This window comes from Curtobacterium sp. VKM Ac-2889 (assembly GCF_015350855.1).
Classification (GTDB): Bacteria; Actinomycetota; Actinomycetes; order Actinomycetales; family Microbacteriaceae; genus Curtobacterium; species Curtobacterium poinsettiae.
This window is the reverse complement of the sequence record NZ_JADKSC010000001.1, coordinates 1108089-1121361: the sequence shown is the minus strand read 5'-3', so window position 1 is coordinate 1121361 and position 13273 is coordinate 1108089. Positions and strand designations below refer to the sequence as shown.

General features: G+C 69.9%; 13 protein-coding genes. 4 read left to right on the top strand and 9 right to left on the bottom strand.

Annotated features, from left to right (window positions below; all coding sequences use genetic code 11):
* The first annotated feature begins 39 nt into the window (after positions 1-39).
* From ITJ50_RS05605 to ITJ50_RS05590, 4 genes are all read left to right on the top strand, one after another.
* Entirely contained in the window at positions 40-888 is an 849-nt protein-coding gene (locus ITJ50_RS05605) for a fumarylacetoacetate hydrolase family protein (RefSeq protein ID WP_194590064.1), read from the top strand.
* On the top strand, positions 888-1691 hold the full coding sequence (locus ITJ50_RS05600) for an SDR family NAD(P)-dependent oxidoreductase (RefSeq protein ID WP_228500942.1): 804 nt from the start codon (positions 888-890) through the stop codon (positions 1689-1691). Before ITJ50_RS05605 ends, ITJ50_RS05600 begins: the two co-directional genes overlap by 1 nt.
* Positions 1692-1829: 138 nt before the next feature.
* Positions 1830-2465, top strand: coding sequence for a FadR/GntR family transcriptional regulator (locus tag ITJ50_RS05595; RefSeq protein ID WP_042540122.1), 636 nt, complete (start codon positions 1830-1832; stop codon positions 2463-2465).
* 96 nt (positions 2466-2561) lie between these two features.
* Positions 2562-2837, top strand: a complete 276-nt coding sequence (locus tag ITJ50_RS05590; protein WP_056071734.1) for a GlsB/YeaQ/YmgE family stress response membrane protein — start codon at positions 2562-2564, stop codon at positions 2835-2837.
* 88 nt (positions 2838-2925) lie between these two features.
* Here the strand turns inward: ITJ50_RS05590 and ITJ50_RS05585 are convergent, their stop codons facing one another.
* From ITJ50_RS05585 to ITJ50_RS05545, 9 genes are all read right to left on the bottom strand, one after another.
* On the bottom strand, positions 2926-3888 hold the full coding sequence (locus ITJ50_RS05585; protein WP_194590063.1) for an aldo/keto reductase: 963 nt from the start codon (positions 3886-3888) through the stop codon (positions 2926-2928).
* A complete protein-coding gene (locus tag ITJ50_RS05580) occupies positions 3885-4229 on the bottom strand; it encodes an L-rhamnose mutarotase (protein WP_140449395.1) in 345 nt (114 codons plus the stop codon). The genes ITJ50_RS05585 and ITJ50_RS05580 overlap by 4 nt, the downstream gene beginning before the upstream one ends.
* The gene (locus ITJ50_RS05575) at positions 4229-5554 is read right to left on the bottom strand and encodes an alpha-L-fucosidase (RefSeq protein WP_194590062.1); all 1326 of its coding nucleotides are present in this window, start codon (positions 5552-5554) and stop codon (positions 4229-4231) included. Before ITJ50_RS05575 ends, ITJ50_RS05580 begins: the two co-directional genes overlap by 1 nt.
* 49 nt (positions 5555-5603) lie before the next feature.
* Positions 5604-6494, bottom strand: a complete 891-nt coding sequence (locus tag ITJ50_RS05570) for a carbohydrate ABC transporter permease (protein ID WP_052481878.1) — start codon at positions 6492-6494, stop codon at positions 5604-5606.
* Positions 6487-7461, bottom strand: a complete 975-nt coding sequence (locus ITJ50_RS05565; protein WP_042540073.1) for a carbohydrate ABC transporter permease — start codon at positions 7459-7461, stop codon at positions 6487-6489. The genes ITJ50_RS05570 and ITJ50_RS05565 overlap by 8 nt, the downstream gene beginning before the upstream one ends.
* Before the next feature lie 108 nt (positions 7462-7569).
* Complete coding sequence (locus ITJ50_RS05560) at positions 7570-8805, bottom strand: ABC transporter substrate-binding protein (RefSeq protein WP_228500944.1); 1236 nt, start codon at positions 8803-8805, stop codon at positions 7570-7572.
* Positions 8806-8853: 48 nt separating this feature from the next.
* On the bottom strand, positions 8854-10191 hold the full coding sequence (locus ITJ50_RS05555; RefSeq protein ID WP_042540075.1) for an enolase C-terminal domain-like protein: 1338 nt from the start codon (positions 10189-10191) through the stop codon (positions 8854-8856).
* A gap of 241 nt (positions 10192-10432) precedes the next feature.
* Complete coding sequence (locus tag ITJ50_RS05550; RefSeq protein ID WP_194590060.1) at positions 10433-11026, bottom strand: TetR/AcrR family transcriptional regulator; 594 nt, start codon at positions 11024-11026, stop codon at positions 10433-10435.
* A 77-nt stretch (positions 11027-11103) separates the two neighbouring features.
* The gene (locus ITJ50_RS05545) at positions 11104-13164 is read right to left on the bottom strand and encodes an MDR family MFS transporter (protein WP_194590059.1); all 2061 of its coding nucleotides are present in this window, start codon (positions 13162-13164) and stop codon (positions 11104-11106) included.
* Positions 13165-13273 lie beyond the last annotated feature (109 nt).

Genomic DNA, 13273 nt, shown 5'->3' with positions numbered 1-13273 from the left:
GTCTGTGGTTGCGCCGGTGCAGCCGGAGAGCGAGGAACGATGCAGTTCGCACGACTCGGCCCCGCGGGCGACGAGATCCCCGTCGCGGTCGACACCGACGGCGAGGTCCTCGACCTCCGCCCGATCACGACGGACATCAGCGGCGCCTTCCTGGCAGCGGACCCGGTCGCCCGCGTCCGGCACGCGCGCGACGCCGGCGACGTCCGGGTGCTGCCCGACGCCGAGGGCCTGCGTCGCGGCGCACCGGTGGCCCGCCCCGGCAAGGTCGTCTGCATCGGCCTGAACTACCGCGACCATGCCGCCGAGACCGGCGCCGAGATCCCGACCGAGCCGATCGTGTTCATGAAGGACCCGATGACGGTGATCGGCCCGGACGACCAGGTCCTGATCCCCCGCGGCAGCGAGAAGACCGACTGGGAGATCGAACTCGCCGTCGTCATCGGCGCCACCGCCCGGTACTGCGACTCCGACGAGGCGGCGAGCGCCTGCATCGCGGGCTACGCCATCGCGAACGACGTCTCCGAACGCGCCTTCCAGCTCGAGCGCGGCGGGCAGTGGGACAAGGGGAAGTCCTGCGAGACGTTCAACCCGCTCGGCCCGTGGCTGGTCACCCCCGACCAGGTCGACCCGGCGGCGCTCGCGCTCCGGCTCACCGTCAACGGCGAGGTGCGGCAGGACGGCACCACCGCCGACATGATCTTCCGACCCGTCGAGATCGTCCGGTACCTGTCGCAGTTCATGGTGCTGTACTCGGGCGACGTCATCAGCACGGGCACCCCGGCCGGGGTCGCCCTCGCAGGACACGCGCCGTACCTGCAGCCCGGCGACGTGGTCGAACTTACCGCCGACGGGCTCGGCTCGCAGCGCCAGACCGTAGGAGCAGCCTGATGACCGACACCACCGACCAGACCGGCACCACCGGCACCACCGGCACCACCGGGACGCCCGGCAGCCACGCGGGTCTCCGCGCGATCGTCACCGGCGGCGCCTCCGGCATCGGCGCGGCCATCGCGGCAGCCCTGCGGGAGCGCGGCGCAGCGGTCGCCGTGCTCGACCTGCAGCCGTCCACCGCCGAGGGACTCGTCTCCGTCACCTGCGACGTGTCGTCCGACGAGTCCGTCCGTGCCGCCGTCGCGTCGGCCGTCGACCAGCTCGGCGGTCTCGACGTGCTCGTGAACAACGCCGGCATCGGCGCTCAGGGGAGCGTCGAGGACAACACCGACGACGAGTGGCGCCGCGTGTACGAGGTCAACGTGCTCGGTGCCGTTCGCCTGTCCCGCGCCGCACTCCCCCACCTCCGGGCCTCCGACAGCGCGAGCATCGTCAACACGTGCTCCGTCGCGGCCACCGCCGGGCTCCCCCAGCGTGCGCTGTACTCGGCCACGAAGGGGGCGATCTCCGCACTCACCCGCGCGATGGCAGCCGACCACGTCCGCGAGGGCATCCGCGTCAACGCCGTCAACCCGGGCACCGCCGACACCCCGTGGATCGCACGGCTCCTGTCGACCGCGGACGACCCGGCAGCCGAACGCGCCGCGCTCGAGGCACGCCAGCCGCACGGCCGACTGGTGCAGGCAGCAGAGGTCGCCGAGGCGGTCGCCTACCTGACGAGCCCGCTCGCCCGGTCGACGACGGGCGTCGAGCTGGCGGTCGACGGCGGGATGCAGGCGCTCCGGCTGCGGCCGGCGTGATCGCGCCACGGCTCCGCCGCACGGCCTGGAGGCCCGTCCCGGGTATCGTCGGGACGTCCCGTCGCACAGGCGGCCGGGTCCACAGGAGGTGGTGACGTGGCGTCGTTGACCGACGATGCGATCGCACGCATCCAACAGATGATCGTGAGCGGCGAGCTCCAACCCGGCCAGCGCCTCCCGCCCGAGAAGGAACTGAGCGAGTCGCTCGGCCTGTCGCGGAACAGCCTGCGTGAAGCGGTGAAGGCGCTCGAGCTCATCCGCGTGCTCGACGTCCGACGCGGCGACGGCACGTACGTGACGTCCCTCGAACCGGGCGTCCTGCTCGAGGCGGTGTCGTTCGTCGTCGACATGCACCACGACCGGTCGCTCGTCGACCTGCTCGAGGTGCGACGCATCCTGGAACCGGCGTCCGCCGTCCTGGCGACCGCCCGTGCCACGGAACAGCAGATCGACGAACTCGCGACCCTGATGCAGTCCGTCACCGACGACACCGGCGTCGAGGACCTCGTCGCCCACGACCTGTTGTTCCACTCGACCATCGCGGGCATCGGCGGCAACCAGTACCTGTCCGGACTGCTCGACGCCCTGTCGAGCAAGACGGTGCGGGTGCGGGTGTGGCGGGGGCTGACCCAGAACGGCTCGGTGCAGCGGACCCTCGACGAGCACGCGGCCATCGTCGACGCCATCCGACGCCGCGACCCGCAGCTCGTGCAGGCCCTCGTCGTGTCCCACGTCGAAGGGGTCGAGCGCTGGTTGCGGCGCTCCCTGGACTGAACCCGACAATCCTCCCAGGAACCTCGGAGTTGTGTCAGTCCTCGGCCCTGACTCCGGCAACCATGCCGCGGCAACCGCACCCACGAGGAGGACACCGTGCTCGGTCTCATCATCAGCTTGATCATCATCGGACTCATCGCCGGCGCTCTCGCCCGGCTCATCATCCCCGGCAAGCAGAACATCGGCATCCTCATGACGATCGTCCTGGGCATCGTCGGCTCGTTCGTCGGCGGATTCCTCGGCTACCTGATCTTCAACCACGATGGGAACGACGGCTTCTTCCAGCCGGCCGGCATCATCGGCTCGATCATCGGTGCCGTCATCGTGCTGTTCATCTACACGCGCGTCGCCGGCCGCGGTTCGCGCCGCTAGGCACCACACTGCCGGTCTGACCGGCGCACGACGAAAGGCACCCCGAACCGCGCAACCGCGTGGGCGGGGTGCCTTCGTCGTGCGTGGGTCAGGTGTCGAGCAGGCCCGCAGCACGCAGGCCGTCCCAGAGCGCCTCGGGCACGACGACGGCGGCCCGGGCGACGTTCGAGCGCACCTGGTCGGCGGACTGCACGCCGAGGGCGATCGCGGCGACCGCCGGGGCCCGCCGTGGGAACGCCAGCGCGGCCTCGGGCAGGGTGACCCCGTGGCGGTCGCACACGTCGGCGATGGCGTTCGCCCGCGCGAGCAACCGCGCGGGCGCCTCGGCGTAGTCGTAGGTCACGCCGGCCGCGGGGCGCTCCTGCCCGAGCAGCCCCGAGTTGTAGACGCCGACCGCGACGACCGCGACGCCCAGCGCCGCGCACCGGTCGACGAGCGCCGCCGCCGGTTGCTCGAGCAGCGTGTACCGGCCGGCGAGCATGACGACGTCGCAGAGCCCGGTGTCGACGGCCGCCGACAGCGCCTCGACGGAGTTCGACCCGACGCCGACCGCCCGCACGACGCCCTCGTCGCGGAGCTCGGCGAGGGTCGGCAGCGCCTGGGTCAGGCCGTCGGTGAGCGAGTAGACGTCCGGGTCGTGCAGGTAGGCGACGTCGACGTGGTCGAGCCCGAGCCGGCCGAGCGAGTCGTCGAGCGAGCGCCGCACGCCCGAGGGCGACGGGTCCCACTGCCGCACGGTGTCGTCCGGCACCGCAAAGCCCCCGGACGCCAGGTCGTCGCCGTCGCCGCGCCCCGGCACGAGCACCCGCCCGACCTTCGTCGACACGAGGAACTCCTGCCGGGGGCGTCCGGCGAGCGCCACCCCGAGCCGTCGTTCGGACAATCCGAGGCCGTAGTGCGGAGCGGTGTCGAACCCGCGCACCCCGGCGTCCCAGGCGGCGTCGACCGTGTCGCGGGCGTCGTCGTCGGAGACCGGACGGAGCAGGTTGCCGATGCCGGCCCCACCGAACCAGAACGGCCCACGCTCCAGGTGGAGGGCGAGGTCCGTCACGGGGCCACCTGGTCCGCGCCGTCCACCTGGTCCGCCAGCGACCAGACCCGCGGGACCCCGTCGTCGTCGCCCGAGTAGTCGTCGGCCGCCTGGAGCAGCGGGTTGATCGTCTCCTGCCACTCGGCGTTGACCGGGTCGTCGGCGAGCGCTCGGCGCATCGCGCGGTGGTCCTCGACCTCGATCAGGTGGACCAGGTCGAGCCCGTCCCGCCAGATCGTCCAGTCGTGCACGCCGACCTCGCGCAGTCGTGCCGCGAGCGCGGGCGGGACCGAGGCGTGCACGGTGTCGTACGCCGCCTCGTTCCCGGCCCGCAGTCGCGTCCGCGTCAGGATCCGCTGCATCAGTCGCGCAGGAACAGCTCGACGACGGGGACGGCGACGTCGGGTCGCACGATGGGCAGCGTCAGGGTGAGGGTGCCGGCGGGCTGGCCGCCGAGCCCGGTGTTCTGCGCTCGGGTGCCCGGCGGGATCTCGCGGAAGTGGATCTCCGACGCGTCGTTGAGCAGCTGCGCGTACGCCACCTTGCCCGCCAGGTCTGGCAGGTGCACGTGCTCGAACGGCCAGGCGAACAGGTGCAGGTACAGGCGGTTCCCGCTCTGCGTGTAGACGGTGTTCCGCGGGGCGACGAACTTCGCGGGTCCGGCGCCGTACACCGAGCGGGCGTGCTGGTGCATCCACGTCCCGATGCCCTCGAGCGTCCGGCGGGAGACCCCGTCGAACTCTCCGCGACCGGTCGGCCCGATGTTGAGCAGCATGTTCCCGTTGTTCGAGACGCCGTCGACGAGCATGCGGACGAGCAGGTCGACCGGCTTCAGGTTGAGGTTGTCGCGGTCGTAACCCCACGAGCCGTTCAACGTCTGGCAGGCCTCCCACGGCACCGGGACCCCGCCGACCTCCATCGGCTTGTCGGGCTGGTACTGCTCCGGGGTGACCAGGTCACCGGGGATGTCGAGCCGGTCGTTGACGATGATGCCCGGCTGCAGGCGCTTCGTCAGCGCCATGAGTTCCTCGGAGCCCCACTCGTCGCGACCCTTGCCGCCCCAGATGTCCTCGTGGTCGTTGTCCCGGTACGAGAAGTCGTAGAACAGGTAGTCGATCTGCCCGTAGTCGGTGAGCAGCTCCTCGATCTGACCGTGGAGGTACTCGCGGTAGCGGGACATGTCGCGGCCCTCGTTGAACGCCTCGATCTCCTCCGCCGAGTCGTCGCGCCGGGGGTGCACGCCGTCGACGGTGAAGTCCGGGTGGTGCCAGTCGATGAGCGAGTGGTAGAAACCGACCCGCAGCCCCTCGGCACGGACGGCGTCGACGAACTCCCGAACGATGTCCCGGCCGAAGGGGGTGTTCGTGGACTTGTAGTCGGTGAGTGCGGTGTCCCACAGGCAGAAGCCCTCGTGGTGCTTCGTGGTGAGGACGACGTACTTCATCCCCGCCGCGCGCGCACGGCGGGCCCAGTCGGCGGCGTCGAACAGGTCCGGGTCGAAGTGGTCGAAGTACTTCTGGTAGTCGGCGTCGGTGATCCGTTCGTGGTTCTTCACCCACTCGTGCCGTGCCGGCAGGGCGTAGAGCCCCCAGTGGATGAACATGCCGAACCGGTCGTGGGAGAACCACGCGGGGAACCCCGCGGGATCGGTCGCGGTCTGCGGCTCGGCAGGTGCGGTGATGGTCATGAGGCCAGTGTTCCTTTCAGTGGAGGACGAGGGAAGACGTTCGGCGGCGTCACCGGCCACCGAGACCGCTGGTGACGATCCCCTTGACCAGGTGCTTCTGGAGCAGGATCAGCAGGATCACGGTGGGCAGCATCGAGATCACCGACGCCGCCATCACGAGGTTCCACTCGGAGCCCTGCTGCCCGAAGAACTGCTGCAGGCCGAGCGGGATGGTGCCACGGGCCTCGACGTCGTTGACGATGACGAGCGGCCAGAGGAACGAGTTCCAGTACGCGATGAACGAGAACACGGCGAGGACCGCCATCGTCGGCCGGGCGAGCGGGAGCATCACCGAGAAGAACGTCCGGATCGCTCCGGCACCGTCCACCCGGGCGGCGTCGTCGAGCTCCTGCGGCACTGTGAGGAAGAACTGCCGCACCAGGAACGCGCCGAGGGCCGTGAACGCCCACGGGATGATGAGCGCCTGGAACGTGTCGACCCACCCGAAGCCCTGCATCATCACGTACATCGGGATGACGAGGACGTCCTGCGGGATCATCAGCGTCGCGAGGAACAGGACGAACACCGTGTTCCGGCCGCGCCACCGCAATCGTGAGAACGCGTAGCCGGACAGCACCGCGACGGCGACGTTGATCGCGGTGCCGGCCGCGGCGACGAACACGCCGTTCAGGATGAACCGGGCGAACGGCAGGTAGGTGAACGCCTGCGCGTAGTTGCCCCACTCGATGGACGAGCCCCACAGGGTCGGCGGGGTCGTGAACACGTCGGCCGACGGCTTCAGGCTCGTCGCCACCATGTAGATGAGCGGCGAGACGAACAGCAGGGCCACCAGGCACAGCAGCACGTACCCGACCGCGTGGCGCACCCTGCCGGCCTGCCGGTGCGTGCGGGGCAGCGCCCGCGGGTTGATCGTCCGGTTGGACGAGGTCAGCTCACTCATAGTGCACCCACCGCTTCTGTCCGAGGAACTGGACGGCCGTGATGCCGAGGATGATGACGAACAGCACCCACGCCCCGGCCGATGCGAGTCCGAGCTGCTGGGTCTGGAACCCGGTGTTGTAGATGTACTGCACCAGGGTCTCGGTCGCGGTGCCGGGACCGCCCTTCGTCAGGACGAACGGCTGCACGAACACCTGGAACGAGGTGATCAGGGTCATCATCGTCGCGAAGAAGATCGACGGCGAGATGAGCGGGAACTTGATCCGCCAGAACATCTGCCAGGCGTTCGCCCCGTCGAGCTGGGCAGCCTCGATCTGGTTCTCCGGCACCGAGTCGAGCGCCGCCGAGAAGATCAGCATGTTGTAGCCGAACCCCTGCCAGACGCTCATCGCGACGACGGCGAGCATCGCCCAGTGGTCGTCCGCCAGGAAGTTCGGGGCGTGCACGCCGACGGTCGACTGCAGCGTCGCGTCGATGGCGCCGCCCGGCTGGTACAGCATCCGCCAGACGACGACGTTCGCGACGATCGGCGTGATCGTCGGGATGAAGAACAGCACGCGGAAGACGTGCCGGTGCCGGATCTTCGGGGTGAGCCAGGCCGCGAGTCCGAGGGACACGACCAGGTTGAGCGGCACGTAGAGCACGACGAACAGCACCGTGTTGAGCGTGACCGTCCGGAAGATCGGGTCGGAGAACAGCTGCGCGTAGTTCGACAGGCCGGCCCACGAGCGTTCACCGAGCATCGGCCAGTTCATGAAGCTCACGACGAGCGACGCCAGGATCGGGAACGCCGTGAACACGACGAGGCCGATCGAGTGCGGTGCGGCGAACGCCGCGCCCCACCACGAGCGGCGGCCGAGCTCGGCGTCGGCGCCGCCGGTCTTCCGGCGGGGCGCCGCGCCGGTCGCGACCGCGACCGCGGGGGCGGGCAGCGCCGCCTCGGCGGGTGGGTCCTGGATGGTGGTCATGCGACGACCTCCTCGTCGTTCGCGCGGTCCTGAACAGGGTGGGGATCGGACGGGAGGCCCGTGGCGGGGCCGTGGCGGGCCTCCCCGTCCGTCAAGGGGTGACGTCCGTCACTGCGAGCCGAGCTGGCTCGCGATGGACGACATCGTGTCCTTGCCGGAGGTCTGTCCGTTCACCGCCTGCAGGGCGTACTGCGCGAAGAGCTGGTTGAGCTGGTCGCTCTGCTTGTTGCCGGGCAGCGGGGTGGCGTTCTCGAGCCCCGTCTTCAGGGCGTCCTCGACCCCGTCGATGCCGGCGTTGTCGTACCAGGCCTGCTGCGCCGCGGTGCGTGCCGGGAAGGCGCGACCCTGCTCGGCGAGCGAGGTGAGCGTGGACTCGTTCGTCATCGTCGTGATGGCCTTGAACGCCTGCTCGGGGTACTTGCACTGCTTCGAGATGCCGAAGCCCGACCCGGCGGCGAACGAGCTGGGTCCGTCCGTGCCCGAGGGGATCGTCGTGATGCCGAGGTCGAACTGCACCTTGGCCTTCTGGCTGATGATCGACCACGGACCGTCGCTGTACATCGCGACGTCACCGGACACGAACGCGTTGTCGTCGGTGGAGCCGTCGGTGCTCGCCTGCGTGGCGTAGCCGTCCTTGACCAGGCTGCCGATCCAGTCGAGCCCCTCGGCGAACTTCGTGTTCGAGGCGTCGAGCGTGCCGTCGGCCCCGATGACCCGACCACCGTTGTAGCCGAGGATCATCGACTCGAGGGGGATGTCCTCGACGCTCGTGCCCCAGATCGGTGTGCCGGCGGCCTTGAGCTGCTTGGCGGCGTCCTCGAACTCGTCGACCGTCCAGCCCGGCTTCGGCTCGGGGACGCCCGCCTTGTCGAAGATGTCCTTGTTGTAGAACATGACCATGGGGCCGGTGTCGTACGGCAGCCCGTAGAGCTTGCCGTCGACCTTCATGCCGTCGAGCCCGGTCTGGTCGTACTCGCTCAGGTCGAGGTCGGCCTGCTTCGCCATGTCGTCGATCGGCACGAGCACGTCCGTGTAGTTCGCGGCGCGGAGCGACTGGATGCTCACGATGCACGGGGCGGTGCCGGTCGACAGCTGCGTGCGGAGCTTCGTCCAGTAGTCGTTGAACGGGGAGCCCTGGATCGACACGTCCACGTCGTCGTCGGTCTTGACGGTGTCGGCGACCTTCTGCCACGCGGCCTTGTCCTCCTTCCCGGCGATCCACATGGCCCAGGTGAGGGAGTCCTTCGACTGGCCGTCGCTGGCGTTGCTGCCAGCGGAACAGCCGGTGAGCACGAACACGGCAGCTGCTGCTGCCGCCAGCCCGGCGGTACGTCGTCGTTGCATCGGTGTCTCCACTTCGTCGTGGTGATGGGGTGTGCGGGGAGGGGGGAGTCAGGCGACCCGGACGGCGTCCGGGACGTGCGCTGCGTCGGACTCGGCCCAGACCGGGCCGTCCGGGAACGCGTGGGTGGTCAGGGTGTCGGCGAGCAGCTCGGTGCCGGCGCCGGGCGCGGTCGGCGGCCAGTAGCGGCCGTCGTGGACGTCGACCGGGGTCACGAAGTGCTCGTGCAGGTGGTCGACGAACTCGATGCACCGGGTGTCGAGGTCGCCGGTCAGGGCGACCGCGTCGAACATCGACAGGTGCTGCACCGCCTCGCACAGGCCGACACCGCCGGCGTGCGGGCAGACACGGACGCCGTGCTTCGCGGCGAGGAGCAGGATCGCCAGGTTCTCGTTCACCCCGGCGACCCGGGTGGCGTCGATCTGCAGCACCGACATCGACCCGGCCTGGATCAGCTGCTTCGCGATCACGCGGTTCGCCATGTGCTCCCCCGTCGCGACCGGGATCGGGGCGATGCGCCGGGCGATCTCGGCGTGGGCCAGGATGTCGTCCGGGCTCGTGGGCTCCTCGACCCACGCGATGTCGAAGGGGCGGAGCCGGTCGATCCACGCCACGGCCTCGTCGACGTCCCAGCGCTGGTTGGCGTCGATCGCGATCCGGACGTCCGGGCCGACGGTGGCGCGGGCGATGCCCATCCGTCGGACGTCCTCGTCCACGTCGCCGCCGACCTTGAGCTTGATCTGGGTGAACCCGTCGTCCACGGCTTCGCGGCACAGCCGCGCGAGCTTCTCGTCGTCGTAGCCGAGCCAGCCCGGGGTCGTCGTGTAGGCGCGGTAGCCCTCGCGCTCCAGACGGGCACGGCGTTCGGCACGCAGCGGTTCGGCGGCGCGGAACAGCTCGAGCGCCTCGGCCGGGGTGATCGCGTCGGTCAGGTACCGGAAGTCGACCAGGTCGACGAGTTCCTCGGGGCGCAGGTCGGCGAGCAGGGCCCAGAGCGGCTGCCCCGCACGTTTCGCCCGCAGGTCCCACAGGGCGTTCACCACGGCGCCGATCGCCATGTGCATGACGCCCTTCTCCGGGCCGAGCCACCGCAGCTGCGAGTCGTGCACCATCGCGCGCCAGGTGCCGCCCATGTCGGCCAGGACCGCCTCGGCATCGGCGCCGACGACGTGCCCGCGGAGCGCCGCGATCGCCGACTCCTGCACCTCGTTGCCGCGGCCGATGGTGAAGACGAAGCCGGTGCCGACCAGGCCGTCGAGCGCGTCGGTGGTGATCTCGACGTAGGCGGCGGAGTAGTCGGGAGCGGGGTTCATGGCGTCGGACCCGTCGTGCTCTCGCGAGGTCGGGAACCGGATGTCGTGCACGTGCAGACCGGTGATGCGGCTCATCTGTGTCTCCTGCCGTCCGGTCTCCGTCGACCGAACGATGCAATCAAAACATCCGATGTCTTGCGCGTCAAGAGCCGTGTTCGTGCCGTTTCGGCGAAATTCACCCCGCAACCGTCCGATGACTGCGTACGCGGCGGTCTGGACGCATCAACGGCCTGGAGGCGCGGTGCGGGTCGGTCCCGCACCGCGCCTCCAGGCCGTTCTCGCCCCCGCGCCGGGGGCGACGCGATGGTCGCGCCGGTCAGGCGGAGGCGAGCCGCCCCATCTCGGCGACGACCGCACGCAGCCGCGCCGCGAGCTCGTCGCGCGAACCGTCCGCCGACCGGTGGGCCGACTCGATCACGGCGGCCATCACCAGCGTGGTCGCGGTCCGCGCGGTGTCCTCGCCGACCCGCTCGGCAGCGACCGTCAGGACCGTCTGCCGGGCGTGCGCCATCCACTGCATCATCGCCGGGACCATCTCCGGCCGAGCCCGGACGAGCTCCTTCATGCGCCGACGGTCCTGTGGCAGGGTGACCGTCTGCGCGACGAGCTCGCAGAGGTCCGACACCAGCGGACCCGCGGAACCGAGGAACACTGCGCGCGCCGCGTCCGGGACCATCGTCGCCGGCAACCCGAGGGCCGCCTCGGCCTTCGACGGGAAGTAGTTGAAGAACGTCCGCGGGGAGACCCCGGCGTCCGCGCAGATCTGCTCCACCGTCACCCCGGCGAGCCCCCGATCGGTGACCAGGGCGAGTGCCGACCGGTGGATGGCGGACCGGGTCTGCTGCTTCTTGCGTTCCCGCAGGCCGCAGTCGCTCCCGACGAGGTCCTCGGTGGTGGTGGTCTGGTGCACGTGCTGCGCTCCGTCCTGCTCTCGGGTCCGTGCGACGCCGGGCCTCCGCGTCGTGTGACGAAGAGGCCCGGCGGGGTTCAGTCCTTGGACCGACCGCCCTGGACCGGGATCGAACCGGTGACCGGGGCGGTGGGCGAGCCCATCGTGTCCGCGGCCCGCACGGCCTGCGCTTCGAGGTCGTCGGCGGTGCCGGCGTCGTCCGCCTGCTCCTGCAGGGCCGAGCTCTTGCGGAGCGGCGGCGCCTTGAAGAAGAAGCTCAGGACGAACGCGAGCAGGATCACCGAGAAACCGACCCAGTAGACGGTCACGGCCGAGGCGTTGAACCCCGACATGAACGGCCGGGTCAGGGCCGGGTCCGCACCGTTGAGGTAGGACGTGTCGCTCGTCTCGGCGTTCGAGTCCTTCGACTCGTTCGCGCCCTTGTCGATCTGCTTCGACAGCTCCGGGGCGAGCTGGTCCACCCAGTAGGTGCGCTGCGACGAGTCGGACCAGTCGACGACGAGTCGGCCGTCCTGCACGCTGGCGTGCGCCTTGTCGGCGGCTGCGGTGAGCGCCTGCTGCCGCACCGCATCGGGAGCACCGGCGGTGGCCGCGGTCACCTGGTCGGTGGCGGTGTCGAGCCCGGACTGCACCTGCTGCTGGAGCGGGGTGACGATCGGGTTCCAGATCTGGTCCATGACACCCTGGTTCGCCTTGGCGCTCGCGACAGTCGGGTCGAGCGCCGCGCTGAGGGCGGGCTTCAGGTTCGACTGGTCCGCCGTGGCGTGCAGGATGTTCGTCGGCATGAGCGAGAACAAGACGGACAGCAGCACGGCGGTGCCGAGCGTGCCACCGATCTGCCGGAAGAACGTGGCGGACGACGTCGCGACACCCATGTCCCGCGGCTGCACCGCGTTCTGCGACGCCAGGGTGATGCTCTGCATGAGCTGGCCGAGCCCGAGACCGATCAGGAACATGCCGATCATCAGGAACCACAGCGGCTTGTCGATCGTCATGAACGTCAGGACGACGTAGCCGAGCGACACCAGCGCCGTCCCGATGACCGGGAAGATCCGGTAGCGGCCGGTACGGGCCACGATCTGCCCCGACGCGATCGAGGCGATCATCAGGCCACCGATCATCGGCAGCGTGGCGAACCCGGACTCCGTCGGCGTGAGACCGGTGACGATCTGCAGGTACAGCGGGATGGTGAGCATCGCACCGAACATCGCGAAGCCGACCAGGAAGCCCAGGACGGTCGCCATCGAGAACGTGGCCGAGCGGAAGAGCTTGAGCGGGATGATCGCGTCGTCCTGCATGCGGGTCTCGATCACCAGGAAGGCGACGAGGCCGAGTGCGCCGATGCCGTAGCAGGCCAGCGCGCTCGCCGAACCCCAGCCCCACGTGCGACCCTGCTCCGCGACGAGGAGCAGCGGTGCCAGCGTGACGATGACCGAGGTCGCGCCCCACCAGTCGATGCGCGGCTTCGCCTTGGCCTCGCCGAACTTCGGCAGGTGCAGGAACGCGATCACCATGAGCAGCGCCGCGACGCCGATCGGCACGTTGATCAGGAACACCCAGCGCCAGCCGGTGATGCCGACGATCGAGCTCGCACCGGCGAACAGTCCGCCGATGAGCGGGCCGATGACGGACGAGATGCCGAAGACCGCCAGGAAGTAGCCCTGGTACTTCGCACGCTCACGGGGCGCGAGGATGTCGCCCATGATCGCCAGTGGCAGCGACATCAGCGCACCGGCACCGATGCCCTGGAACGCGCGGAAGGCGGCCAGCATGGTCATCGACGTCGACAGGGTCGAGAGCAGTGACCCGAGGATGAAGACCGCGATGCCGAAGATGTAGAGCGGGCGACGCCCGAAGACGTCGGAGAGCTTGCCGTAGATGGGCGTGGTGATGGTCGACGCGATCAGGTATGCGGTCGTGACCCAGGCCTGCTGGTCGAGGCCGTGCAGGTCGTCGCCGATCGTACGGATCGCGGTACCGACGATCGTCTGGTCGAGCGAGGACAGGAACATGCCCGCCATCAGGCCGTAGATGACGAGCAGGATCTGGCGGTGCGACATGATCGGCTTGCCCGGCGTGCTCGCCGGGGAGTCCTGTCGTCCGCGCGACACCTCGACGGGTGCGGTGGCAGTGGACATGCGGTGTTCCTCACAGGGGGTGTGGCGTGGTGGTCGTCGGCCTGGTCGGGACCCCAAATCAGGATCAACCTTGCAGGCTATGCAACTTTACACCGCAAGCACCTTTGCC